Source organism: Bacillus sp. BS3(2021) (assembly GCF_021043345.1).
GTDB classification, from domain to species: Bacteria; Bacillota; Bacilli; order Bacillales; family Bacillaceae; genus Bacillus; species Bacillus paralicheniformis.
In genome coordinates, this window is sequence record NZ_JAJNDM010000004.1 from 341,460 (window position 1) to 367,212 (window position 25,753).

Below are 25,753 nucleotides of genomic sequence, written 5' to 3' on the forward strand. Positions count from 1 at the left end.
GACCACTTTTAGACGGATTGTTTCAACACCCATTAAAAAGTTTAGTGTCCAGAACATCAGGAAGCGGCACGTATATCGTCCGGTTATTCTCAAGATAGGGAAAAAGGGCTTCATCTCATAGAGAGCCCTTTTTTAAGTGGAAACCCATAAGGCAGCCATTAGACAAATTTCGCAGTTGTTTTCATCTTTTGAGAAAATGTTATAATGAAAGGCTATGAAATGATTTGAAGGGGGAATTTGGATGCATTACATAACGGCATGCTTAAAAATTATCAGTGATAAAGACCTCAATGAAATAATGAAGGAATTCAAAATACTTGAGGAAGAAACGAACAAAGAAGAAGGATGCATTAAATTCCATGCGTATCCCCTTGAACCATCAGAACGCAAAATCATGCTCTGGGAGATTTGGGAAAACGAAGAAGCTCTTAAGGTCCATTTCACAAAAAAACACACAAAAGACGTTCAAAAACAAGAATTAACGGAAGTAGAATGGTTAATGAAAAGCAATGTGAAGGATTAAAAGGCTCCTTGAGATTTATATGGAGATGGCCTTAAAAGGATAAATACTATCAAATAAAACGGCGGGTCAATTTACAATCTCACGACAGCTCTCGGATAATCCCGAGGGCTGTTAAGAACAAAAAAGCAGACCCTTTAGGAGTCCGCTTCACCAATTAATCTGAAACACTGATTTAATTTTTAGCCGGTGATTGCTTTTTCGGCAACATGAAACTCTTGCTCTTCCCCAAAGTTACTCGCTTTTTCGAAAGTGCCAAAAGCAAAAGTGAGTGTAAGGATGCTTAATACGCCGATGATACTTAATTTTTTCATGCTAACGCCTCCGTTACTTTCAAAATTTGATTTTTTGCTTTTAATGCTCTTTTTAAATATTCAACAGCCTTGGATAAATTTCCTTGTTTTAAATAATATTCTGCAATTTGTTCTTCAAGTTCTGAAATATCTGGCCATAAATTTTTTTGTTCGAGGTATTGTAATGATTCGTTCACTGCAGCATCATTATGATGGTCATATAAAGAGTGAATTAATCTTAATTTTGCTTGGTATTCATCTTCGCCTGTTGAATCTACATGTTCAAGGCCTTTCTCATACCAGCTTCTGGCTTCTTTTGTTCTGTCATTTCTATACAACAGGCTTGCCATCATATAAAGGGTCCGGGCTCCATTTATTGACTCAATATGTTCTGTGATCTCGATCGCTTTTTTAAAATATTCTTCAGCTAACCCGCAAATGTTTTTCTTGTCATAAATTAATCCAAGGTTATGATATAATAAGCCAACCAATCTATAGTATTTTGCGCTTTTTGCTTCATTCAACGCTTTTTGGTAATGCTCTTCTGCTGCACTAAACCTGTACATGTCATATAAATTAGCGCCAAGGGTCATCTCACATTGAACAGATCTAAGTTTATAATCCGGGTATTCTTTGAAAATGCTTCTTGCTTTTTGGGCGTGGCTTATTGAAATAAGGTGTTGATCTATCTGGTAGTAAGCTTCAGCAATCTTATAATGAAATTCTGCATGCTCAATCTGGTCGGGTATATTGCGGAGATTGGCTTCGGCAAGCTGATAGAAGTTGATGGCTTCAACGTAATCTTTTTTATAGAATTCATAAACTCCTGAAAAAAACAAAGAATAATAGACAATCATATTATCTGTATTTTCCGCTCCGATCGTTTTTATACTTTGATAAAGCTTATTGGACTCCTCAATTTCTTCAGTCATCAACTTATATCTAAAGTCTAACAAATTAAAGTAAAGCAGCAGGTTTTGATCTTCACTCATGTGCTTGATGAGACTTTGAATTTCTTCTTTTAATGCTATGGCTTCTGTGATTTGATGGCGTTTAATCATCCCGTACCATTGATTAAGCATCTTTGCAACTTTTTCAGATGCGAGTTTAACTTCCAAGACCTTTACATCCTTTCTTTTGTCTATTTGAAATTTTCTAAAAAATGAGTATGTAGCCTTTTCTTTTTCTTCATATGGTTTATTTTACAGAATGGGTCACTTTTTGACAATCTTTTTCCTTTTTTATAAGTTTTTCGGAAGGGGAATTTTGATTTAGGCTTATCAGCGTGAATAAAATGATTCATTTTCACAGAGAGACAGAATTTATTCATCAATTCTTTTCCGTATAGGGGAAAACTTTCTATTGACTAAGACTATAAAGCGGCCAAGGAACATCAAAGCGCCTGAAATCAGTTTGTCAACCTGAAAAAGCGAGGACAACACATCAAAACGTATTGGCAGGTATCGTGGAGGGATGGCTTGATTTTAATTGGAAAAGGACATGTTTAGTGCTTTGATTGATGAAGATCACGACTTCCAGGAAGAACATTACGACGCAAAATGTTTAGATGAGGAAAATTGGTTTATAAGCGATAAGGACAGAACTAAAAAAGCTATTATTGCTTATCTACAGCTATAGCCCTGCTCGATTTCGCATCGATCGGATGGGGGCTTTCGGATCCTTTGCAGATGCCTCACGTAAGGGGGAGGAGAATGATGTCTAATAAAGTTAAAATATCTTATGGAAAACATCACTCGCAATACGGTGTATTACGGGTGCCTGAAAGGAAAAAGCCTTGCCCAGTAGTTGTTTTGATTCATGGGGGTTTTTGGCAGTCGAAATATGACTTAGAAGAAAATAATCTTATTGCTGAGGATTTAACTAGTAGGGGACATGCCACTTGGAACGTTGAGTACCGCAGAGTAGGGGAAGAAGGAGGAGGTTGGAAAGGGACATTTAACGATGTAATTGATGCTATAAATCATCTGTCACAGGTAAAGGAATCTTATCATTTAGACCTGTCAAATGTAATTGTTATGGGTCATTCGGCAGGAGCTCATTTAGCACTTTGGCTAGCCTCTCGAGCTGAAACAAAATCAGATCAAATGTTTAATAAGCTGTTAGTGTCTATCAAGAAAGTAATAAGTTTGGCTGGAGTAACAGACTTAAAAAAAATGTGGGAATTTCACGAAGAAAAAGGAATGAAAAGTCATGTATCCGCACTAATGGGTGGGTCACCACAAGAGGTAGCTGAACGCTATAAAGTTGTTTCTCCAATTGAGTTGTTGCCGATAAAAACCGATCATGTTTTAATTCATGGAGTGAAGGATCGTCATGTTCCAATAAAGTTAAGCAAGGACTACTATTTCAAGGCAACCGAACAAGGCAGTAATGTTAGATTAATTGTGCTTCCATATGTGGAACATTTTAAAATTATTGATCCTACCTCAACAGCATGGAATTCAGTAATTGATATAATATGTTCATCGCGGGCGCTGGGATAATTGCGGCTACTGATGCTTCAAGCTAGGTTAATGAGAATTCTACTGATGTGAAATGAAAAAAATAGTTGAAGACTGAAAGCCCATTGCTATTTTTCTTCATTTTTTCAATAGCTTCAGCACTCGATACTCGATTGAAGCCGACAAAATGATGGACTTTTTCTATTCCTTTGTCGGCCCTTTTCCCCTAATGATGCATGGTTTGAATGTGATTCTGATTCTACTTTAATGAAGCAAATTCTAACAATTAAGGCTCTATAGGTCGAACCATTCCCTGTAGCGCGGCGACAACCTGATCGACATGTCTTTTAGCCTCTTCATCAGTAGTACATTCAGCAAGAACGGTTTCCTCGTAACTTCTGCCCTCAAGGTGTTTATGATAAATCCAGATTTCACATAGCTCTTGGTAGGCTGTACCGGGTCTTTGGCCTGTAACTCCTAGATTATTAAATTGATCCACTCCAATTCTGACTAATACATACCCCATCCTGCCCAATAAACGAACAATATTTCTGCGAAGGTGGTCAAGATCTCTAAATGCTCGCATATTCCGAACATAGGTACTGGATTCAATTCCAAATGGCCGATGAAAAGATGGGAATGAAAACGGGTTTACAGGATATTGATCATAAAACAAGCCCTATCACTCCTTTTTATCTTACGATTTATAATAAAGAATTATATTCGACTATTTTCGGACTGGAAGTTTGTCTATACATAATTGTATATTTGCCTAGAAATCGGTGATGTAATCTTCAACGTTCAAAAAAGGCCATTATATAAAGTTTATGATTAGGTAGAAGTATATGAATTCCCAGCCTGTTGCTCTCAAAAAATAAAGGACATTGAGATTTATATGGAGATGGGGTTGAAAAAGGACAAATACTATCTGGTCAAACGGCGAGCCATTTACAATTTTTCGACAGCTCTTGGGATTATATAGCGCTCCCTTTTAAAAAGCCGCAATAGCATCTATCTTTAATCACCTAAAATCACCCCCATTAAATCAATAGTTCTTAACCCTTTCTCAAATTGCTGTTGCGGGGGGAACCGAAAATTTAATTGCGGTGGCCCGAACGTCTTTTTCGAATGATGAAATATTGTTAAAATTTACATCATTAGTATAGTTAAGGGAAGGGTGAAAAGGTTGGATAGAATCTCATCTGCAGAAGTGGGGATGAAAATTACTGAGTGGCACCAGCATATTCAAAAATTCAATGTGACAGACGCCGAAATGCTTAAAGCTGAAATTGAAAGGGATATAGAGGTTATGGAAGAAGATCAGGATTTACTAATCTATTATCAGTTGATGGCTTTCCGCCACAGTATAATGATTGAATATATAGCACCTTCGGGTGAAAAACAGATGGAATTATCAGAATATTTGAAGAGAATTGAAGGGAATAAACGAAAATTAGATCATATGCTTACGTATTATTATCATTTTTTTCGAGGGATGTACGAATTCAGGAATGGAGAATATACGAAGGCAATTACTTATTATAAAAGAGCGGAACGTCAATTTCCTGCTATATCAGATTCGATTGAAAAAGCGGAATTTCACTTTAAAATGGCTGAAGTCTATTACCACATGAAAATGACCCACGTTTCGATGTACTTTGCAGAGCGTGCATATAACATTTACAAAAAATATGAACTCTATTCTGTTCGCCTTATTCAGTGTCATTTTGTCATTGCCGGGAATTATGATGATTTAGAGAATCATGAAAAGGCTCTTCCACATCTAAATCAAGCACTTAGAGGTGCAGATCTATTAAAAAAGAAAAATCCACAGATATACGCTTCTGCTTTTTACAACCTTGGCAACTGCTATCACAAAATGGACAACTTAAATAAGGCTGCAAGATATATTGAACAAGCTCTCATTCAATATAAAAAATTAAAATCAAAAAATTTGCCGCAAGCATACCACGACTTGGCGCTAATCAATTTCAAACAAAATAAGTATGATAAAGCCAAGGATTATTACCGAAAAGGGCTTAGAAGTGCTGTGGAACTTAAAGATTATCTGTTTATAAGCCTTTTTGAAGCTCTCGAGTCACTTTATATAAAACAGTGTGAAACTACATCACTTTTTAAAATTTTCAATCGACTGGAAACAAGCAAAGGATTCCCGTATTTGGAAGAGCTGGCATTGTTAGCCGGCACCTATCTAGATTATAATGGAAAAACAGAGGATAGTCTCATCTGTCTTAAAAAGATGGTCTATGCTCAAAAGCAAATATTGAAGGGGGAATGTTTGTATGAAGTCTAAAATGAAGATCGGTTTAGGAATTATGATAATTGGACTTGGCTTTCTCAGTCATTTTTCGAACAACGATGATATCAACACAGCTTCAAGAAACATCACAAGCGCACCCAATCATTATTTTGTTATTTAATCTAAAAATGAGTTTTTGGAATATCCTTTTAGCCGTTTAATTAGCGGCTTTTTTTATGTATTTCAATCCCTTAACAAATAGGTTCAATGACCTAATCTCAAAGATTCATTTTCATGGATTGACAGGTTTTATTCACCAATTCTTTTCTATAAAGTGGTAAAATATCTCGAGATATGTCACTTTAGTATTAGAGGAGAATGCTATGAAGACTCTGGATGTTCAAGCGTTGCACAAAGCCATTGATCAAACGCTGGAACAATTAAAACATCAATCAGACGAAATTGCCGAAGTTAAAAAAAGTGTTGAGGGCATTACATCACTTGATGATGCTTTAAAGGGGAAAGGGGGAGACGCGATACGTAACTTTTATGAAGAATGCCATACTCCATTCCTTCAGTTTTACGAAACTCTTATTGGGGAATATCAGTCTGCATTGAAAAAAATCAAAAATGCGCTGAATTCCTTTGAACCGAATCATAACGGATTTATATCGCAAACCTTTCTCGAACACGAGCTCGAACAAGGGGTGAATTCAGCCGACCGCACAACGAAGCGTTTGGTATCTAAAACAAACGCCACGATCGCAAAAGTCAGCCACATTGTCGATTTGCCTGATTTGAATGACAGCGGCTTTCACGAACAGAATCAGAAAGCCTTAAAGGAAATCAATCAGACAATTGAAAAGCTGCACACTTTTGACCGCGAACAGACAAGTGCTCTTAAAACCGCTGAAAACGACCTGGAAACGATGCAGAGGTACATAACCAGGCTTGAAAAAATGTACACAGGGCCTAAAATTGAAATTACCGGCTATCAAAAAGGTTCGATTTTAAAGCCAGATGAGATGGATACTTTGCGTGGTGGACAAGACACAGCAATGGGTGTCATGTTGGATAAGCTGGATAAGAGATCGAAGCTTGAAAAAGAAGTTAGCGAAGTTAGTGAACATGATGTTAAACTTTATAAGCTGAGAAAAAAACTCGAAAATACATCCGATTCAGCGGAATACCTTAAGATTGCTAAAGAAATTGGTTATGATAATCTCACACCAGAGCAAATGGAGCATGTTAAATCTATTGAGTTCTGGGATGACCCCCTTCAAACGACAATTGACAATGTTAAAGAGGTCGGCAAAGGCTTTTTAGACGGTGTAGCGGACGCAGGGGGAAAATTAGATGAGGCAGGGGAGAAATATTTAGGTCCTGTATATAAATCAGTTAAAGGCAGCGCTGTCGCTGGATATGATCTTGCGAAAGATTTTGTTGATGGCGGAATTCAGCTGGGGTGGAATATTGGATGGACAATTGACCATTTACATAAAGACCCACAAGTCGTTTTAGACACGGTTCTTGGATACGATTATAAAGGCGCTTTTATGAGTATGGTTGACACGTTGGCGGAAAAATGGGATGAGAAAGTAGTACATGGGGATGCGTATTCAAGAGCGCATTATTTTACTTATATGATCGGCAGCCTTTGGGGCTTGAAAAGCGGAAAATCTTCTGTTTCGACAGGCTCGAAAAATCTTGCAAAAGCGGGGAAAGCCGCGGTCAACAAGGCGAAGAAAGCCGGTAAGACTATAAAACAGTCAATTAAGCCACCTAATAATCGTTACACTCCTGCATTGCAAGGGATTCTTCAGGATGCACCGAATTCTATTAACGTGAAGAATACACCTCTGATACGTGAGCTGGTTGAGGATAAGAAGAAGAGTGTTTTATTTAAATTAACAAGTGGAAAAGTGAATGCTGTTGCTAAGGGCAAAAAAGAAACGTTGAAAAAATTAACAAAAGAACAATTGGCAACTAAGCCTAAAAATTCTCCTGTTCCGGAAAAATGGGAGAAAAAAGGCGGCAAAGTAGAAATAGATAAAGACGGTACTTGGGTATACACAAATAAAAAAGGACAAACGGTTAGATATACTGGAGGTTATCCAGACTTCACTCCATATATGCACCCTACTGTAAAACCTGTAGAGATTGAGGTTGCAAAACCAACCAATCGTTCAGCAGACTTCAAGCAGGCAAATTTAAAGGCTGGTTTAAACAAGGACTCTGATCCGCCTGTAGGTGCTTTAAACGAGCCACCAGAAGGATATACCTGGCATCATCATGAAGATGGAAAAACGATGATGTTGGTTGATAAAAAAGTGCATAGAGAATTTACCCATGTTGGAGGAGTTAATACTGTTAACGGTAAATAAAGAGGAGGAAATATGATATGGCGCAGATCATTAATTCACACGATCAACTTTCATTGGAACAAATCGAACAATTTGAATCAGAAAATAATGTTAAGCTGTCAGAGCTTTATAAAGAATTTTTATTAAAGTGGAATGGCGGTAAAGCAAGGCCAAATATATTTAAAATTTCAGATGAACAAGGTTCCAGTGTCTTAAACGTTTTTTATGGAATTGGGGATATGTATGATAATTTAGTGGATTTCTTGGACATAATGGAAGACCGTTTGCCTGAAGGATTTATTCCTATTGCAGAAGACCCCGCAGGAAATGTTATTTGCTTAGGAAATAAAGAGCCTTATTATGAAAAGATCTACTTTTGGGATCATGAAGAAGAGTCAGAGAATCCGGATGATATGAGCAATATGTATTTTCTAGCTGATAACATCAATGAATTTTTGGACAACCTTTATGAAGATGATGAAGAATAAAATGTGCTTTTAGAACCTTGATTGGCAACTGCCTTTCAAGGTTTTTTTATGTTTCAAATCCGAGAAAAATCCGACAAAAAGGAGTCTATGCAGGATTGCCGGCAGCATATAATCTCATCATCGGAAAATGACTGGACGCGGCTTGAAGAATTTATCCGATACTCTCATTTTGATGAATCGGCCGAAATTGTTGTCGGATACGATTTGGAAGACCGAGAGAAAACAGGAAACGGTCTCCTTAAAGTCATCCGGGACGGAGCAGGGAAACTAAAAGGAGTGAAATACCTGGCTGGCAAAATCATGAGGGTGTGACGCTATTCGGAGTCGATCGAAGAGGGTGAAAATTTTAGAGAAACTCATATTTCTTAAGCGTAATATTTTACCTTTTTAGAAGAATGAAAAGGATTTAACGATGTCGAAAAATGTCGATCGAAATATATGGAAAAAAACGATTTTTATAATATAAATATATAGGTAAAAATGATCAAAGGAGAGCAATCGGGAATGAATAAAGGGAAAATTAATAATTTAATTTCTAAAGCTGCACTAACTTCATTGTCAACCTCACTTTTATTTACAAGTGTAGGGGCTAGTTATGCTAAGGCAGTGGACGAAAGCGAAAAATTGGTTCAGACTTATGATGAATCAGGTGCTAAATTATTTTATACGTATGATGATAAAGGAAACATTATTAAAGAAACTACAAAAGACAAAAACAATAAGACCATCAATGAACTTAAATATGAATATAACGAACAGAATCAAGTCACAAAAACAATTGATTTTGACAATAATGTTACTGAATTTAGTTATAATAAAAAAGGACAGGTAGTCAAAATTAAGAATCCAGAAAAAGAAGAAATCAAGGTAAATGTAGGTAAAGATGGAGAAGTGAATTCTCTTATTTTAAATAAAACTGATAAGTATCAGATAGAAAAGTCGAATTATATAGATAAAGATGCTGGGGAGAAAGAAACAGATGGAACAGTTTTAGGTAATCAAATGACAGAGTACACTGTTAAAAACGATAAGCAAAAACTAGATAAAGTCACAACATTTGATGATCTATCACGTCTAAGGGAGTTAAAAACAACTGATGGAGAGGTTACATGGGTATATAATCAACTTACATTAAGTTCTATAAAAATTAAAAATAAAGAGCAAAAAATTAATCAAGATTTTATATATGATCAAGACAATAATGTTACAGACATTAATAATGATAATGGACAAACCAAAATTGAATATAATGAAGACGGTCAAACCACTAAATTACAATATAAGAATGGCGTACATGAAAAATTATCCTACGATAAAGAAGGGAAAATGATTGAGAGAACTGTCTATAATTCCTCTGATCAATTAATACATAAAAATAAGTATAATTATGATGATAAAGGAAATGTAATTGGTGAGACAACACTACAAGGAAAAACAGAATATAATTACGACGAAAATAATCAATTAATTGAAGAAAAAAATGATGCCCAAACTATTAAATATCAGTATGATCTTAAAGGGAATCTTCTAAACAAAGAAATAACAAACAATGTTTCAGGAAAAACAAATATTGTTAAGTTTAATTATAATAAATTAAATCAATTTGAATCACAAAATAGTAAATTTAATGCTAATGGTCAACTTAAAGAAAACAACAAATATAATTATATTTGGGATGAAGCTGGCAGATTAGCTGAAGTTAAGAATAAAAATTCTGGAGAAATTATAAAATATAAATATGATGAATATAACAGAAGAATACAAAAGCAGGTTGGCAACGATATCACGAATTATGTTTATGATGATAGTAATAATAAAGTGCTTTACGAAACTGATAACAACCATAATATTACCAAGGCCTACACTTATCTAAAAAATGGCGAAGTAAACAGTGTAAGTGACTTTAAGAAAAATGAAACATTTTATTATCATCATAATATAAGAGGGGATGTCACAGAAATTACAAATAGCAAAGGTCAAACGGCAGCGAGCTACGAATATGATTCGTGGGGAAATGTAGTTTCTGAAAATGGATATTATGCTGATGAGAACGATATACGCTATGCTGGGTATAAATATGATAAAGAGACCGAACTTTATTATTTAATGCATAGATATTATGATTCATCAAATCATACATTTTTATCAAGAGATCCATGGTATGGCTCTGAAGATGAATTGGTTACACATAACGGTTATAATTATGCTAATAACAATCCTTTAAAATATTATGATCCTACAGGTCAAAATCCTATAGCTTTAACGGCAATCGCAATTCCGGGAATAGGTGAAGTAGTTATCGGAGCGGCTCTGGCAGGAGGACTAATTTATGCAGGATATCTTGGTTTTCAAAGTTTATTCTCAAATCACAAAACCACTGTATTAAAGTTTGATATACCAAACAAATTGTTAAAAGACAATAAAACAGTAAACCTAGGGGCTTTTGATCAAAAGGTTAAAGGCAAAAAAGCTTACAAAAATAAAAAAACTGGCTGGACTGTTGAAAAGGATACCGCTGGACATGGGGGACGGAAATGGAAATTGAAAGATAAAAATGGTAAACGCGTTGCCTCGTTGGACGGAAAAGGTAGAATATTATCTAAGTAGGTGAAGAAATGAAATTAGCAACAACAGAATTATTAAAAGAGTTGTCAGAATACCAATTTTTCAACTGGGAAGATGATGAACAAAACGAATTTAATTTAATTATTGGTATGCCAGATGAAAAATTGAAGAAAAAAGACTTTTACAGTTCTTTTGGATTTGAATCAGTCGAGAACCCCTATTCTGAAATTTGCATTGAATCAAAAGAATGGATTGAGTTAGAAGATCAATTCTTTAAATGGGTCACCCCTTATTTAACCAATTTTGAAAATACAATAATTACTCCTTTTTTAAGTGCGTATTGGGAAGGAGAAATAGATTTAGAAGATATAGATGATCAAGATCAAGAGCTTAGCATCGCGTATAAAGAGTATAAAAATTTTCTGATTTCTAAAGGGTTATACAGTATGGAACCAACTTTGCTTGAAACATGTAGAGGATATAAGATCGAAAATATTAATGAATATTCCATTATTGGGAAGATGGCGGCAAGATCAAATCAATACCTATTCTTTTCAGATCATAATAAAGTTTTTATGTTTACTGACGCTCTTACATTGAAAATTTATTTTAAAGATCAGGATGTTATGGAAAAAGAAAAGGATTTGATTAATAAAACCTTGAATCCTAAGTTTTTATAAAGGCTAAGACAAACAACTTGCGGACACTGAACTTACGCTTGATGCGTTCGTTTGGTGTCTCTTTTTATATTAAGGAGGGGGTCATAATGTCTGCTGAACATTTGTCTTTTCTGCCATCCATAGACGAGAAAGAAACAAATACGGAGCTGAAAAAATTTGTCAGGTGGACAGGGCGCTCAAATACAGCCTTGATGATGAGTAAAGATCATAAAGGCCAAGTATCCCCTCTGAAAAATCAAGGACTTTGAAATTGATATGGGGATCGGGCTGAAAAAAGATAAATCAGATCAAGTGCCAAACCATTTATCATTTGGCAACAGCCCCTCGGAATTACTTGAGGGCTGTTGTTTTAAGAACAAAAAAGCAAGCAAATAACCTGCTTAAAACCTGATTTTGCCCTTGAAAAAGACTCGCAAAATCAAATCTCGGGTCTTTCTATTAAGCAAAGAGAGGGCCAACAAAGCGAGAAATATTACTTTGCGATGCAATTTTTAAATTGCCGCTCCAGTTCCTCTTTGTCCAAGTCCTTTCCAATGAAAACAAGTTCGCTTTGTTTTGTCTCGTTTTCGTTCCACTTGCGATCCGGACGTCCTGAAAACAGCATATGCAACCCTTGGAATACGATTCGATATTCTTCCCCTTTAATAGAAAGGATCCCTTTATAACGTAATAAATCTTCGCCTTTTTCCCGTACGAGATAACTCATCCAATGATCCACTTTTGCCAAATCAAGAGGCTTCTCTTCCCGAAAAGCAATAGAAGACACTTTATCATCATGATGATGGTGATGATGATCCTCTAGAAAATGAGGGTCGATTTCAAGTTTTCGATTGACGTCAAACGTATTGATCCCCAGGATATCTTTTAAATTGATCTTGCAATCTCTGGCATGCAGCCTCTTAGCCGCAGGATTAATGTTGACAAGTCTTTGCTCCAAGGATTCCAAATCGTCATTTGATACTAAATCTGTTTTATTGAGGATGATGACGTCAGCAAAAGCAATTTGTTCTTGAGCTTCATCCTGATCATCCAGATGTCTGGCGATATGCTTGCTGTCTACTACCGTGACGATGCTGTCAACTTCAAATATGTCGGACAGCAGCTCATCCATAAAAAAAGTCTGGGCAACAGGTGCTGGGTCAGCCAGTCCTGTTGTTTCGATTATAACCCGGTCGAATGCAACTTTCCCTTGATCCATTGAGAATACAAGAGTTCTCAGAATGCGAATCAAATCTCCGCGGACCGTGCAACAGATACAGCCGTTGTTCATTTCCAAAATTTCTTCTTCAGAATCAACGACGAGCTGATTGTCTATCCCGACTTCTCCGTACTCATTGACAATAACCGCAATCTTTTGATTGTGTTTTTCTGTAAGTATTCGATTTAAAAGTGTGGTTTTCCCGGCGCCTAAATATCCAGTGAGAATAGTGACAGGAATTTTCTTTTTAGTTAAAGGCATGATCAATCGACCTCATTTACAATTTTTTCGATACTTTGATTACTTTTTCTTTGTCTTTTGGAATCCCGGCGATGACGCCAGATGAACGTTCGAAACGTTGGCCATCATACAAATAACTTGCTTTTTCTTGATAATCTTCATTGGTACAAAGCGAGTCAATCAGGAGGGGGACATCCTCCGGTTTTAAATCTTTATACCATGTTCCTTTCGGATAGTGGATGACCACGCACTTATCTTGGCATCTTCCATTACACCGCGTGCGCGTTGTATGAATGACATCGTCAAGCTCCCGGTCTGAAATTTCTTGCCGAATCACTTGAGTCAGTTCCTCAGCTCCGACCCGATTGCAGCTGCTGCCGTTGCAGATAAAGATATGATGTTTCATATTACTTAAATCCCATGTCGCCATATGTATCTTTCCTCCGAATAAAACAGAATTATTACGATTTGAAAGAGGTAAAATGATAAAGAACTAAGTAAGCCCCGGTCGATAACTGTCCCGAAAGGTGATACCGATAACCGGGGAGACGGTGGGGTAAGCTCCGCATTTCATCGTCACCTTGAGCTTTTCACACCTTTCGCAAGCTCTCTATATTTCAGCCTTCTCTTGCCGCCTTTGGTTGTTTATTTATATGGTCTCTCTTTCAATACGGCAAACAAAACGTAATTATTACGATTTAAAAATCATTTTATCTCTTTTTCAAGTCAAACGCAAATAGAAGAGGTTAAACGGTGCCAATGAGATCTGAGCAGCTTTTTTTCAGCCAGAGCCTATCTGGCTCAGGGGAGGGTTTGCATTATACTATTGTACTGAATATAAAAGAACTTTACCCCTTTTCCTAAGCCGGAAAAATTGATAAAATTTTTAGCGGAGAATGAAAAAACACGATTCGGTTGGTAGTCCGGGTGCATGATTGATCATGCCAGTAACCTTCCCCTCCTCGGGATGTCCGTCATTCTCTGAAGTACATGTTGATGGAGGAGGGAATCGTTATGAAATTAACGGTTTACTATGATGGTCAGTTTTGGATAGGAGTCATTGAAGTTGTGATTGAAGGTAAGCTGAGAGCCGTCCGGCATTTGTTTGGCAAAGAGCCGAAGGATTCGGAAGTTTTGCATTTTGTTCATCATCAACTTTTACAGGCACTGTCACAAGCAGATCAGGAAGGAGTTAGGCTGGACGCCCGCCGCCCGCGCAAAATAAATCCGAAAAGGCTGCAGCGGCAAGTGTCTAAAGAATTGAAAAATGCTGGTGTGTCTCATAAGGCGCAAGAAGCGATAAAACAAGAGCTGGAAGCAAGAAAACGAAAGAAACAGCGGCTGACAAAAGAGCAGCGGGAAAAGGAAAAAGAACAAAAGTATTTACTCAGAAAGCAAAAAGCGAAACAAAAGCATAGTGGAAAATAGAATTTCTTTGGAGCAAAGTGAAGCTCAATAGAGGCGCGTTTTCCTGTATTGTATTAAAAAAAGGCTCTTTTTAAAAAGAGCCTTTCATAATGGAGTCAATAACGATAAGCAAGAGGGGAGAACATGTAAAATAAGGAGAAGGTCATAGGTTATTGCTTTTTAAAACAGAACCATTTTAGAACTTAATAGCCTCCATAACCACCGCCGAACCAGCTGGCACCAATGATGATTAAGAGAATGAACAGGACAACAATTAAAGCAAAACCGCTTCCGTATCCGTAACCTCCGCTCATATGTTTCACCTCCCTAAAGATACATAGTTTATCCTATGTCACTTTATCAATTCGGTATAGGATATTGATTTACATTTTTAAAAATAGTTGACCCATTTGCAACTGCGCCCTCATGCGGAGTCTTCGTGCAGAGAGGATGAAAATGGTGATTGGCGTCCTTTAAACGGAATATAATGCAATAAATCCACCGAAAAGGGCGCTGAGTAAATTGAATTTTCAATTAACTGAGGGAGACATGCTTTATATCATTAGAAACGGCCTTCAAACAACACAGTATCCCAAGCAAGTAATGATCGTTGGTGCCGGGTTGTCCGGGCTTGTCGCAGCGTCTTTATTAAAGAGTGCCGGGCACAGAGTGACGATCGTGGAAGCGAATGACAGAGCGGGAGGACGTGTTTTTACTTCCCGTGCGCCCTTTAGCGAAGGGTTGTATTTCAATGCCGGTCCGATGCGCATCCCCGATATTCATACTTTAACGATAGAATACATTAAGAAATTTAATCTGCCTGTCAATGAGTTTATCAACAGAACCCCCATGGATATTCTTTACGTCAACGGCGTGAAAACCCGTCTTCATGAGTTTGAAAGACATCCGGGTGTTTTAAGATTCCCGGCTGCTCCCCATGAGCAGGGGAAAACGGCTGAACAGCTGATGCTTTCTGCATTGCAGCCTATCCTCAATTTTATCAGCCAAGATCCGGCGAGAAATTGGCGTATTGTTGAAAAACAATACAGAAACGAATCGTTGGGCTCTTTTCTCAACACTCATTTTTCACACGGCTCCATTGATATGATTGGTGTGCTTTTGGACATGGAAGCGTACATGGGATTGTCACTTGTCGAAGTATTAAGGGAATCGATCTTTTTTACATCGCCGTCTCGTTTCTATGAGATTACAGGTGGCATGGACTTGCTGACGCAAGCTTTTCTTCCGCAATTAAAGGGCGATATTTTATTTGGTCATAAATTGATGAAAATATCTCAAACTGAAAACAATGTGACAGCCCATTGTATCCACCAACAGTCGGCAGAACATTCAGCTCTGACAAGTGATTTCACAATCGTAACAATTCCTTTTTCAACTTTGCGATTTGTGACATTTGAGCCGTTTGATTCGTTTTCCTACCATAAGCGGAGAGCGATTCGGGAGCTTAACTATATTGCCGCGACAAAAATAGGAATCGAATTTAAGAGCAGGTTTTGGGAAAGAGTCGGGCAGCGCGGCGGGAGATCCATTACCGATTTGCCGATTCGCTTTTCATATTATCCAAGCAGCGGTATAGGGACACACGGTCATGCTGTTATTTTAGCGAGCTATACGTGGGCTGATGAAGCGCTGATATGGGACAGTCAGCCGGAAGAAGAGCGGATCCGCTATACGCTGAAAAATTTAGCGAGAATATATGGAGATATCGTGTATTCCGAGTTTGTATCAGGCGCTTCTTTCAGCTGGACGCAAAATCCTTTTTCAGCGGGAGCATTTACAGCTTTCGAACCTGGTCAGGAATTGGAGCTGTATCCTTATATTCCTATGCCTGAGGGAAGGGTGTATTTTGCCGGGGAGCACGCTTCCCTCACTCACGGGTGGATGCAGGGAGCGATTGAATCGGGAATACGGGCGGCATATGAAGTGAATCAGTCCTCCCGCGTGTAACCATGAACTTTGCAAGTATTGAAGGAATGGGAAAGAGTCGCTTTTAAAAGGCGGCTCGTTCGTTTTTATTTAAGGCAAACAGACGGATCATGCAATAAACGCCGATCGGCTGCTTCCTAAACAGTAAGAAATGTGTTCCCGGTTCTTAAAAACAAGTTTTTAAGAACTTCATTTATAAAAAATTTTAATGCTTATGATACAATTGAATTGTAGATGTAACACGATGAGCGATAAGTGTTTTGCTGAGGTGCATGATCGGATCGCCCGCATTTTTTCGTTAAGAACCCCTCTTTTTCTAACAATAAAAAAGCCCCCAAATCGAGTTTTCCCTTAGGAAAGGCTCATGACATACCGGATGGAATGGTTTAACATTCCGCCGGGCAGAATAGCTTCGAAAGGATTGAATCACATTGAATGCTGCTCTTGAACGAAACATCATGCTTTTGCTTCTCTGTTTGACAGCAGGTATTGTAGATGTGATTGGGTACTTAAGTATCGGTCACGTATTTACTGCTAATATGACCGGGAATATCGTACTGTTAGGATTATCAATCGGCAATTCTCTTCATGCGACCGCCGTGTACTCGCTGATCGCATTGTTCGGATTTATCATCGGCGTGATTATTTCAGCAGCCATTGTCGGAAAACAGGAAAAATCGTTCTGGCCGTCAGGCGTCACGATTGCACTTGCTGTTGAAGCAGCCGTATTGCTTCTATTTGCTTGTCTGACTTTCTATGAAAGTTCGCCACACTTTTTGATCTTGCTGTTAAGCATGGCGATGGGGCTTCAGACTACAGCAGCCAGAAAGCTCGGCATTGCAGGGATTTCCACTACTGTCCTAACGGGGACGCTCGCAAACTTTTTCGAAGATGTGACAAAACGGTTCCTCAGCAAAAACGACCAAAAGGTCATCCATAAGGACGCATGGCTTCGCGCTTTGACGATTGTGCTCTATTGCCTGGGGGCCGTCATCGCCGCACTTGCTGAGCCTGCGCATCCGTTTGCCGTGATTTGGATTCCAATCACAATCATTATTGGGATTATTGCGATTGCAGGCACAAAGTTTCACGGACGGAGTGAAGACTGAAGGATGGGTCCCATACACGAGCATACGCGAACATCGTTTGTTACATACGTTTTATGAGGGTGCCTGTTCGGGTAAAAGAACGGGGGACAGCACCAGTATCGGTTAAGATTGGGAGGAGGATAAATGGTTGGAACACATTAATATGGAGCAGTTTATTTTATTAGCGGCCTTATTGCTGATTATCGGTGTACTGACAACGAAATTTTCGACTAGGCTCGGAGTGCCCGCTCTCGTCTTGTTCTTGATTGTCGGGATGATCATGGGGAGCGACGGTCTCGGAATTATTTATTTTAATAATCCCGAGCTAGCCCAGCTGATCGGAGTTATCGCACTCGTCGTCATCCTTTTTGAAGGCGGTCTGCAAACAAAATGGTCTTCAATCAAAGCGGTCGCCGTTCCTTCATTGTCGCTCGCAACGATTGGCGTTTTGCTGACCACCTGTGTGGTTGCGGTTGCGGCCAAACTGATTTTTAATGTTTCCTGGATGGAAGGCTTTTTATTCGGAGCGATTGTCGGTTCTACAGATGCGGCCGCGATTTTCGCCGTTTTGAAAGGCCAGAATATTAGAGACAGATTGAGCTCTACACTGGAAGCAGAGTCGGGTACAAATGATCCGATGGCGATGTTTTTGACTTTATCGCTCATCCAGCTGCTGACGGCTGATCATTCATCTTATTTCATGCTTGTGATTTCATTTTTCTGGCAGATGGGAATGGGGCTTTTGCTCGGATATGTACTCGGGCGGTTCGCCAGCTTTGCCATCAATAAAATCAACTTGGATTCAAGCGGACTTTATCCGATCTTTGCTCTTGCTTTTGCGCTTCTTACCTACAGTCTTACAGATGTCATCGGGGCGAGCGGCTTGCTTGCCGTCTACATTGCTGCGCTTGTCATCGGAAATCAAGATTTGACTTACCGACATTCTATTTTCAGGTTTAATGAAGGCTTTGCCTGGATGATGCAGATTTTGATGTTTATTATTCTAGGATTATTGGTTTTTCCTGCCCAATTTTTATCTTTCGATATCATTTTCAAAGGCTTCCTGCTTTCGCTGATTTTAATTTTTATCGCCAGACCGGTTGCCGTTTTTCTGTCGACCATCAAAATGGGCTTTCATTTTAACGAAAAAATCTTCTTGTCGTGGGCCGGATTAAAAGGGGCCGTTCCGATCGTTCTCGCAACATTCCCCATGACGATGGGGCTTGAAAACAGCCAATTGGTCTTCAATGTCGTATTCTTCGTCGTTTTAACATCTGCTTTGATCCAAGGATCAACCATATCGGTCTTCGCAGAAAAATTGAAATTGAACGGACCGCAGAAAGTCGAAGCGCCGCATTCGCTCGAGCTTGTTTCCATCGGCAAGGCGAACGCCGAAATTATCGAATTTGAAGTCGATGACCAAACAGCCATCACCGGGCAGGCACTGAAAGACATCAGCTTTCCGAAAGATGCCCTGATCAATGCGATCATCCGAAACGGGGATTTGGTCACGCCGCACGGAGAAACGAAAATTAAATCAGGCGATATTTTGTATATTCTCGTATCGAAAAAACAAAAAAAGGAACTGAAAAAATTATTAAACAGGGAATTTGATTAAGCTTTCGGAAAAGCACAGGACAAGGCTGGCTTGCTCAGTATGTCACGAATAAAGGTCAATGAAGGGTACTGCACCGGTATTCTTCATTGGCCTTTTTTTGCAATGTGAAAGTTCAGCTTATGTTCCTTACATTGATCCCTTTGTTGATCAATTGTATAATTTAAAAATCAAATATGAGGAGGCGCATGAATGATGAAGTGCAAAAAAATAAATGGGTTAACATTCGAGGGGAAAGCGCATCATTAACCCTATAAACTGCGTGATTCCCCTATAATTTTGGGGGTATCATTCAATTGAAAAACAGTAAAATGCAGTCCTTCAAGCATCAAAAGAAGGCGTTTTGGTGGCTTAGCTTTGTCGCTTTCTTCAGTGTGATGAACGAAACCGTATTTAATGTTGCATTGCCGGACATAAAAAATCAATTTGACGTGTCGCCTGCCGCGGCAAATTGGGTGAATACGAGTTTTATCATTTCCTTTGCTGCCGGTTCGGTCGTTTACAGCAGGCTTTCTGATATGTACGGTGTCAGAAAGCTGTTTGTGGCCGGACTAATCATCTATGGCGGAGGTTCGTTAATAGGTTTTTCGGCTCAGTCTTATTTCACGGCCGTGATCTTTGCGCGCTTTGTTCAAGGAGCCGGGGCTTCCGCTGTACCCGCGCTTATCCTGGTCATCATTACACGCTATGTCCGTCCGGAGGGCCGGGGCAAAGCGTTCGGCCTTGTCGGATCACTGGTGGCAATGGGCGAGGGAATAGGTCCGGCTATCGGCGGAATGATTGTACATCATATTCATTGGTCGTTTCTGTTCCTTCTTCCGATGGCGGCGCTGATGTCGATTCCTTTCTTCCTCAGAAATATGCCTGCTGAAGCCGCTGTAAAAGCAAATCTGGATATCATTGGGATCGTCCTGCTGACAATCAGCATTGTGATGTTCGCTGTATATATATCGCTGTATCATGTCTTTTATTTAGCGGCGGGCATTTTTTGCTTGATTGGAGCTGCGGTTCATACCCGATATGCGGAACATCCTTTTATTGACCGGTCTTTAATCAAGAATCGCAGATATATAGGCGTCGTTTTGGCAGGATGTGTCGTATTGGGAAGCGTTGCGGGAATCGTCTCTGTCGTTCCATATATGATGACAGTCTTGTTCAGTTTAAATGCCGATATTATCGGAAGCGGCATTATGCTTCCGGGTAGTGTGGGCGTTATCTTTTTCGGCGTCGCGGGGGGAGCCCTTACCGATCGCTTCGGCAGCCGGTTTGTTTTTACTCTTGGATGGTTATTGATCTTGGCAACCATAGCGGCCGCGTCACAGTTCGGTGACCGGACACCATGGTTGATGACGATGCTGCTCGTGTTTATATTTGGCGGTCTTTCATTTGTGAAGACGTCGATTTCCAATAGTGCCGCAGAAAGCTTGGAAGAAGAGGCTGCAGGCGCTGGAATGGGGATGCTGAATTTTGCCTGTTTTTTATCTGAAGGAATAGGCGTCGCATTTGCAGGAGGCTTGATGGCAGTGCGCGGGTTCGGCTATTCTGCGCTTCCGGCAATGGACAATGCCTGGGGCGCTGTATTCAGCCGCTCGTTTGCCATATTCACAGTCTTTGTATGGGCTGGCGGATTGCTATATTTATTGACTTGCAAACGCAAAAAATCTTAACATATTCGAATGGTTGGGCGGGACCGCCCAGCCGTTTTTTATGTTGTATGGATTTTCTGAAACATGATGAAAGTAAAGGATGAAGAAATTATGAAAGAAGCATCGGCACCTTTGAAATTGACGGACTGACAATTGAATATTCGCGAATAGGTGAAGGGAAGCCGATTCTAGTGATGCATGGAGGCATTTGAATTGAATTTGGGTATCAAGAGAGGTTGACGTAGAGACGACGGGAGGGGAGCCGATTCACATTACCTCATATTGAAGCGGGAACCGTCGAACAAATTAATATACATGCAATGTAAGGGAAGTCTCGCAAACTGCTCTTAAAAGTTCATGATTTGTTTTAAAATAAGGCGGACAATCCGTGTAGTGTACACTATAGTTGATATCAAGGAGGGATTACGGTGTACGAGTCCAAGAAACATTTAAAAGAAGAAATTCATAAGCGCTATTTGTTACTAGATGGGGAGTTTGACGATATCCCCGATCAGTATAGAGATGTTCGGGATCAAGATGTGGATCGAACGCCAGGGGAAATCCTTGCTTATCAGCTCGGATGGTTAAACCTGTTGATGAGCTGGGACAGGGATGAGCGCTTGGGGAAAACCGTTGTCACTCCCTCTCCTCATTATAAATGGAACCAACTGGGTGCTCTTTATCAATCTTTTTACGATATGTATTCTCACTTTTCGTTAACTGAGCTTCGCCAAGAATTCAAGAAAGCAGAGGCACAACTTCAGTCTTGGATTGATACGCTCACGGATGAAGAATTATTCACCCAAGGTACTTTGAATTGGACAGGTGAAAACCCGAAGTGGCCTGCTATAAGGTTCATTCACGTCAACTCTGTGGCTCCATTTAAAAACTTCAGGACTAAAATAAGGAAGTGGAAGAAGAATCAACTGGGATGAAAGAGTGTTAACATGAAGAAGTGCATTCAAAAGAAACTCAATTTTTCTTGTGAAGCTGAAATTAACAATGCTATAAAGTTATCTATATTCACTTCTTTCGAGGCATTTTCCATTTTGTGAAAAGCCCGCGATTGAAACGATGCGGCTATGCAATGTGGTAAAACTTTGCATAAAAAACTTAACATTTTAATAATCCAGCCGATATGATGGATAAATAACTGCACGCTTCCGGCGGATATGGTATGGTAGCTAGTAAGTATAGGAAAAGGGAGGATACTAATGATCATCGTCACAACAGATACAATCGCGAATCAAAATATCGTCGAAGTCAAAGGGCTTGTCACCAGCAGCATCGTTCAGTCGCGGAATATCGGAAAAGATATTCTGTCAGGATTGAAGTCGGTCATTGGCGGAGAATTAAAAAATTACACCCAAATGCTTGAGGATTCGAAAAAAGCTGTGAGAGAACGGCTCGTGAATCAAGCTGAAGAACTCGGAGCAAACGCGATCGTCGGTCTAAGGTTCGAACTATCTGCAGGCCAGGGTACCTCCGAACTAATCGGATATGGTACGGCTGTTGTAATCGGCTGACGTTCAACCGAAAAACGAAGGCGGCGGCTATCATTGCCGCCTCAGCGGGTCAAGAAGGCTTCCCTGTCTGTTTGGTCTCTTTATGTTTTTGAGTCAGATGGGGATACTTTCTGTAGATGACAAGCGCTATGATCGCCATGTATAAGCCGTAGACACCGATAGAGATCAGCTTGTTTTCACTGAAATTGGCACCTGCGATCGAGACGACGAGAACGTTAGGGATTTTTCCAAGTGTCGAAGCCGCGAAAAAGACAGCCCATTTCACCTTGCTTAAACCGCAGACAATATTCATGACAACGGCGGGGATAACGGGGATCAGTCTGCCCAATAGTACGGCTGTAAAAGCATTTTGGTTAAAATAGGCTTCATATTCGCTCATTTTCGGGTATTTCGTTAAGCGTTTGCGAGCCAAATCTCTGAATCCGTAACGTGAGAGGAAGAACAAGAGCATGGTGCCGAGCATCGACCCTGTCAGCGTGATCAGCACGCCGTTTGCGATTCCGAACAAAGCGCCGTTTAATCCGGCAATGAGCGCAAACGGGACGATCGGGAAAAATACACAGGCCGCCACAAGCAGCATGCTGAATAGCACCGAATAAATGCCTCCGTCCCTGATGACGCCGAGCCAGGAATCTTTGCAGACGAATCCGACCGCGATGATACTTGCCATGATGATGATAGTGAATAGTTTTCTGATCATACCGCTCCCGCTGCCTTTCTTTGTTTTTAGCTTCTATATTTGCAATAAAGCTTGTTCCACGTTTGCCAAAATCTCGTCTGTTTTTGACAGGTTGCAATTGCTGAGCATAATCAGCAATTTTTTCTCGTTTATGTATCGGTTAATCGAGCTGATAAAACCGTGGATTTCTCCATCATGCCATATTTTATACTTGTTTTGATGATTAATAAACCATCCGTATCCGATCGAATTGTTTTGAATGAGTGCCGGAGAAGGGCCTTCGGCTGTAAAAGCCGGTTTTTTGACACAGCTGTAAAGCGCTTCTTTCAAAGCGCCATTTGTGACAAGCTTTTCAGTGTAAAGCGCCCTGTCCCATAAGTACAAGTCTTCAACGGTTGAATACAGCCCGCTTTCCCCGTAGCCGTATACGATAGGCGCTTTGATCATTTCGCGATTCAGGCATAAATATCCGACTGTGGGCGAAATATCTTCCGGGGAAGCGAAGAAACCGGAGTTTTTCATGCCTAAAGGGTCAAAGATCAATTCTTGAATGACATCTCCATAAGCGTCATTTGTGATTGTTTCAATGATTTTTGTGAGTAATATGTATCCTGAATTGCTGTAATTAAACCTTTGTCCCGGGCGAAATTCGAGCGGTTTGTCAATAAACCGGCCGATAAATTGGTCTAACGGTGCGCGCTCCAGCTCAATATCGAGCAATTCTTCCTCTAGAAAATCAGGAATTCCGGACGTATGGCTTAATAAATGTTTGATGGTAATGCTGTCGCCGTTCGGATAGCCTTCTAAATAGTTTTGTACCGGATCATCAGTACGAAGCAGCCCCTTTTCTTGCAGCTGCATGACCGCTATGGCTGTGAATTGCTTTGTCAGCGAAGCAATTTGGTAGCGTGTAGACGGTTTATTCTTCACTTTGTCCTTGCAATTAGCATAACCGTATCCTTTCGATAACAGAATACCGTTTGAGTCTGCCAGCAAAATGCTGCCGTGAAAATGATTGTTGGATGCTTGTTCCATTAAATAATCATCAAGATGTTCCACTGTATATACCAATAACAACAGTCCTTTCATATCTAATTATGATGAGAAGGAAACGATAAACGATAGTTTTGAAAGGAAATGAAGCAGGAAGCGCGACAAAATAACATTATAAAAATTTTTTTGTATTTACCATCATTTACAGAATAATTTAAACTAAATTTAAAATATGGCAATTTCATGACATCCGTTAAAACGAGTGCTGTTTTGACGGTTGTTTTTTGTTTTAAAACGATTGAAATATAAGTCGGCAGTATCGAAAAGGGGAATAAAGTCGAGTGCGGCCTTAAACTAAGGTCTAAAGTTTGGTGTTTTTTTGTGAGAAAAAGGACTATATTAGTATTTTTCAATTTTAATTTAATTTTGAAGGGTTTTTCCTTTATTATCTATAATATGTTGTTTAACATAGTGAAAGAGATTTAAAATCATCGTTACTGTTATGAAGCGAAAAATAACGGGAGGTTAAAAAATGGGCCAAAAACATATCGCGATTTTTAATATTCCCGCTCACGGGCATATTAATCCGACGCTTGCTTTAACGGCAAGCCTTGTCAAACGCGGTTATCGGGTAACATATCCGGTAACGGATGAGTTTGTGAAAGCTGTTGAGGAAACTGGGGCAGAGCCGCTCAACTACCGCTCAACTTTAAATATCGATCCGCAGCAAATTCGGGAGCTGATGAAAAATAAAAAAGATATGACACAGGCTCCGATGATGTTTATGAAAGAAATGGAGGAGGTTCTTCCTCAGCTTGAAGCGCTTTATGAGAATGACAAGCCTGACCTCATCCTTTTTGACTTTATGGCCATGGCGGGAAAAATGCTGGCTGAGAAGTTTGGAATAGAGGCGGTTCGCCTTTGTTCTACATATGCACAGAACGAACATTTTTCATTCAAATCAATGTCTGAAGAGTTTAAGATCGAGCTCACGCCTGAGCAAGAAGCCGCTTTGAAAAATGCGAATCTTCCGTCATTTAATTTTGAAGAGATGTTCGAACCGGCAAAATTGAACATTGTCTTTATGCCTCGTGCTTTTCAGCCTTACGGCGAAACGTTTGATGAACGGTTCTCTTTTGTCGGTCCTTCTCTAGCCAAACGCAAGTTTCAGGAAAAAGACACGCCGGTTATTTCGGACAGCGGCCGTCCTGTCATGCTGATTTCTTTAGGGACGGCGTTCAATGCCTGGCCGGAATTTTATCATATGTGCATCGAAGCATTCAGGGACACGAAGTGGCAGGTGATCATGGCTGTCGGCACGACAATCGATCCTGAAAGCTTTGACGACATACCTGATAACTTTTCGATTCATCAGCGCGTTCCCCAGCTGGAAATCCTGAAGAAAGCAGAGCTTTTCATCACCCATGGGGGTATGAACAGTACGATGGAAGGATTGAATGCCGGTGTACCGCTTGTTGCCGTCCCGCAAATGCCTGAACAGGAAATCACTGCCCGCCGCGTCGAAGAACTCGGGCTTGGCAAGCATTTGCAGCCGGAGGACACAACAGTTGCTTCATTGCGGGAAGCCGTCTCCCAGACGGACGGTAACCTGGATGTCCTGAAACGCGTAAAGGACATGCAAGAGCACATTAAACAAGCAGGAGGAGCCGAGAAAGCCGCAGATGAAATTGAGTCATTTTTAGCACCGGCAGGAGTGAAATAACCATATGAAGGAACCCGGGAAATCCCCGGGTTTTTTGTTGCAGCCGAAAGGAAGCGGGAA

23 protein-coding genes and 3 pseudogenes are annotated in these 25,753 nt (G+C 39.9%); 18 read left to right on the forward strand and 8 right to left on the reverse strand.

Features of this window, described 5'->3' with window-relative positions; translation table 11 throughout:
* Positions 1-241: 241 nt before the first annotated feature.
* Positions 242-523, forward strand: coding sequence for a putative quinol monooxygenase (locus tag LQ247_RS11730; RefSeq protein ID WP_020451467.1), 282 nt, complete (start codon positions 242-244; stop codon positions 521-523).
* A 179-nt stretch (positions 524-702) separates the two neighbouring features.
* On the opposite strand, the gene LQ247_RS22055 is transcribed toward LQ247_RS11730, so the two are convergent.
* Both LQ247_RS22055 and LQ247_RS11735 read right to left on the reverse strand, forming a co-directional pair.
* Positions 703-834, reverse strand: a complete 132-nt coding sequence (locus LQ247_RS22055) for a hypothetical protein (protein WP_268509387.1) — start codon at positions 832-834, stop codon at positions 703-705.
* A complete protein-coding gene (locus LQ247_RS11735; RefSeq protein ID WP_231006076.1) occupies positions 831-1,931 on the reverse strand; it encodes a Rap family tetratricopeptide repeat protein in 1,101 nt (366 codons plus the stop codon). The genes LQ247_RS22055 and LQ247_RS11735 overlap by 4 nt, the downstream gene beginning before the upstream one ends.
* Before the next feature lie 594 nt (positions 1,932-2,525).
* Between LQ247_RS11735 and LQ247_RS11740 the strand changes: the two genes are divergently transcribed.
* Entirely contained in the window at positions 2,526-3,317 is a 792-nt protein-coding gene (locus LQ247_RS11740; protein ID WP_231006077.1) for an alpha/beta hydrolase family protein, read from the forward strand.
* Between the two features lie 244 nt (positions 3,318-3,561).
* On the opposite strand, the gene LQ247_RS11745 is transcribed toward LQ247_RS11740, so the two are convergent.
* Positions 3,562-3,951, reverse strand: a complete 390-nt coding sequence (locus tag LQ247_RS11745) for a hypothetical protein (protein ID WP_020451469.1) — start codon at positions 3,949-3,951, stop codon at positions 3,562-3,564.
* 192 nt (positions 3,952-4,143) lie between these two features.
* Between LQ247_RS11745 and LQ247_RS11750 the strand changes: the two are divergent.
* From LQ247_RS11750 to LQ247_RS11785, 8 genes and pseudogenes are all read left to right on the forward strand, one after another.
* Positions 4,144-4,257: pseudogene (locus LQ247_RS11750) on the forward strand (ArpU family transcriptional regulator); the annotation flags it as partial.
* 204 nt (positions 4,258-4,461) lie between these two features.
* Entirely contained in the window at positions 4,462-5,589 is a 1,128-nt protein-coding gene (locus LQ247_RS11755) for a response regulator aspartate phosphatase (RefSeq protein WP_231006079.1), read from the forward strand.
* Between the two features lie 329 nt (positions 5,590-5,918).
* On the forward strand, positions 5,919-7,919 hold the full coding sequence (locus LQ247_RS11760) for a T7SS effector LXG polymorphic toxin (protein ID WP_231006082.1): 2,001 nt from the start codon (positions 5,919-5,921) through the stop codon (positions 7,917-7,919).
* A gap of 17 nt (positions 7,920-7,936) precedes the next feature.
* On the forward strand, positions 7,937-8,386 hold the full coding sequence (locus LQ247_RS11765; protein WP_231006084.1) for an SMI1/KNR4 family protein: 450 nt from the start codon (positions 7,937-7,939) through the stop codon (positions 8,384-8,386).
* A 120-nt stretch (positions 8,387-8,506) separates the two neighbouring features.
* Positions 8,507-8,695 (forward strand): annotated as a pseudogene (locus LQ247_RS11770) (phage portal protein); the annotation flags it as partial.
* A 195-nt stretch (positions 8,696-8,890) separates the two neighbouring features.
* Complete coding sequence (locus LQ247_RS11775) at positions 8,891-10,993, forward strand: RHS repeat domain-containing protein (protein ID WP_231006088.1); 2,103 nt, start codon at positions 8,891-8,893, stop codon at positions 10,991-10,993.
* 8 nt (positions 10,994-11,001) lie between these two features.
* Positions 11,002-11,631, forward strand: a complete 630-nt coding sequence (locus LQ247_RS11780) for a hypothetical protein (protein WP_145624319.1) — start codon at positions 11,002-11,004, stop codon at positions 11,629-11,631.
* A gap of 86 nt (positions 11,632-11,717) precedes the next feature.
* Positions 11,718-11,879: a hypothetical protein gene (locus LQ247_RS11785; protein WP_186826150.1), complete on the forward strand. Its 162-nt coding sequence runs from the start codon at positions 11,718-11,720 to the stop codon at positions 11,877-11,879.
* Positions 11,880-12,103: 224 nt separating this feature from the next.
* Here LQ247_RS11785 and LQ247_RS11790 read toward each other — a convergent pair whose 3' ends face one another.
* Positions 12,104-13,090 carry a CobW family GTP-binding protein gene (locus LQ247_RS11790; RefSeq protein WP_231006090.1) on the reverse strand — a complete coding sequence of 329 codons (987 nt, stop codon included), beginning with the start codon at positions 13,088-13,090 and terminating at the stop codon, positions 12,104-12,106.
* Between the two features lie 16 nt (positions 13,091-13,106).
* Positions 13,107-13,499, reverse strand: a complete 393-nt coding sequence (locus LQ247_RS11795) for a (2Fe-2S) ferredoxin domain-containing protein (protein WP_105978877.1) — start codon at positions 13,497-13,499, stop codon at positions 13,107-13,109.
* A gap of 511 nt (positions 13,500-14,010) precedes the next feature.
* Between LQ247_RS11795 and LQ247_RS11800 the strand changes: the two are divergent.
* Positions 14,011-14,497: pseudogene (locus LQ247_RS11800) on the forward strand (YjdF family protein).
* Between the two features lie 182 nt (positions 14,498-14,679).
* Here the strand turns inward: LQ247_RS11800 and LQ247_RS11805 are convergent.
* The gene (locus LQ247_RS11805) at positions 14,680-14,790 is read right to left on the reverse strand and encodes a YjcZ family sporulation protein (RefSeq protein WP_020451477.1); all 111 of its coding nucleotides are present in this window, start codon (positions 14,788-14,790) and stop codon (positions 14,680-14,682) included.
* Between the two features lie 235 nt (positions 14,791-15,025).
* Between LQ247_RS11805 and LQ247_RS11810 the strand changes: the two genes are divergently transcribed.
* The 6 genes from LQ247_RS11810 (at position 15,026) to LQ247_RS11835 (ending at position 22,298) form a co-directional block, all read left to right on the forward strand.
* Positions 15,026-16,444, forward strand: a complete 1,419-nt coding sequence (locus LQ247_RS11810; RefSeq protein ID WP_033155136.1) for a flavin monoamine oxidase family protein — start codon at positions 15,026-15,028, stop codon at positions 16,442-16,444.
* 410 nt (positions 16,445-16,854) lie between these two features.
* Positions 16,855-17,532, forward strand: a complete 678-nt coding sequence (locus LQ247_RS11815; RefSeq protein ID WP_020451479.1) for a YoaK family protein — start codon at positions 16,855-16,857, stop codon at positions 17,530-17,532.
* A gap of 127 nt (positions 17,533-17,659) precedes the next feature.
* Positions 17,660-19,129 (forward strand): potassium/proton antiporter, encoded by a 1,470-nt coding sequence (locus LQ247_RS11820; protein ID WP_020451480.1) that lies wholly within the window; start codon positions 17,660-17,662, stop codon positions 19,127-19,129.
* Between the two features lie 293 nt (positions 19,130-19,422).
* The gene (locus tag LQ247_RS11825) at positions 19,423-20,793 is read left to right on the forward strand and encodes an MFS transporter (protein WP_231006091.1); all 1,371 of its coding nucleotides are present in this window, start codon (positions 19,423-19,425) and stop codon (positions 20,791-20,793) included.
* 401 nt (positions 20,794-21,194) lie between these two features.
* Entirely contained in the window at positions 21,195-21,707 is a 513-nt protein-coding gene (locus tag LQ247_RS11830; RefSeq protein ID WP_026579708.1) for a ClbS/DfsB family four-helix bundle protein, read from the forward strand.
* Between the two features lie 279 nt (positions 21,708-21,986).
* The gene (locus tag LQ247_RS11835; protein WP_003182008.1) at positions 21,987-22,298 is read left to right on the forward strand and encodes a YbjQ family protein; all 312 of its coding nucleotides are present in this window, start codon (positions 21,987-21,989) and stop codon (positions 22,296-22,298) included.
* A gap of 49 nt (positions 22,299-22,347) precedes the next feature.
* Here the strand turns inward: LQ247_RS11835 and LQ247_RS11840 are convergent, their stop codons facing one another.
* Together LQ247_RS11840 and LQ247_RS11845 are read right to left on the reverse strand one after the other, a co-directional pair.
* Positions 22,348-22,998, reverse strand: a complete 651-nt coding sequence (locus LQ247_RS11840; RefSeq protein ID WP_026579707.1) for a TVP38/TMEM64 family protein — start codon at positions 22,996-22,998, stop codon at positions 22,348-22,350.
* A 33-nt stretch (positions 22,999-23,031) separates the two neighbouring features.
* Positions 23,032-24,048: a serine hydrolase domain-containing protein gene (locus tag LQ247_RS11845; RefSeq protein ID WP_231006092.1), complete on the reverse strand. Its 1,017-nt coding sequence runs from the start codon at positions 24,046-24,048 to the stop codon at positions 23,032-23,034.
* A gap of 454 nt (positions 24,049-24,502) precedes the next feature.
* Between LQ247_RS11845 and yjiC the strand changes: the two genes are divergently transcribed.
* The gene (yjiC, locus tag LQ247_RS11850; protein ID WP_020451485.1) at positions 24,503-25,693 is read left to right on the forward strand and encodes a UDP-glycosyltransferase YjiC; all 1,191 of its coding nucleotides are present in this window, start codon (positions 24,503-24,505) and stop codon (positions 25,691-25,693) included.
* The last annotated feature ends 60 nt before the right edge of the window (positions 25,694-25,753 follow it).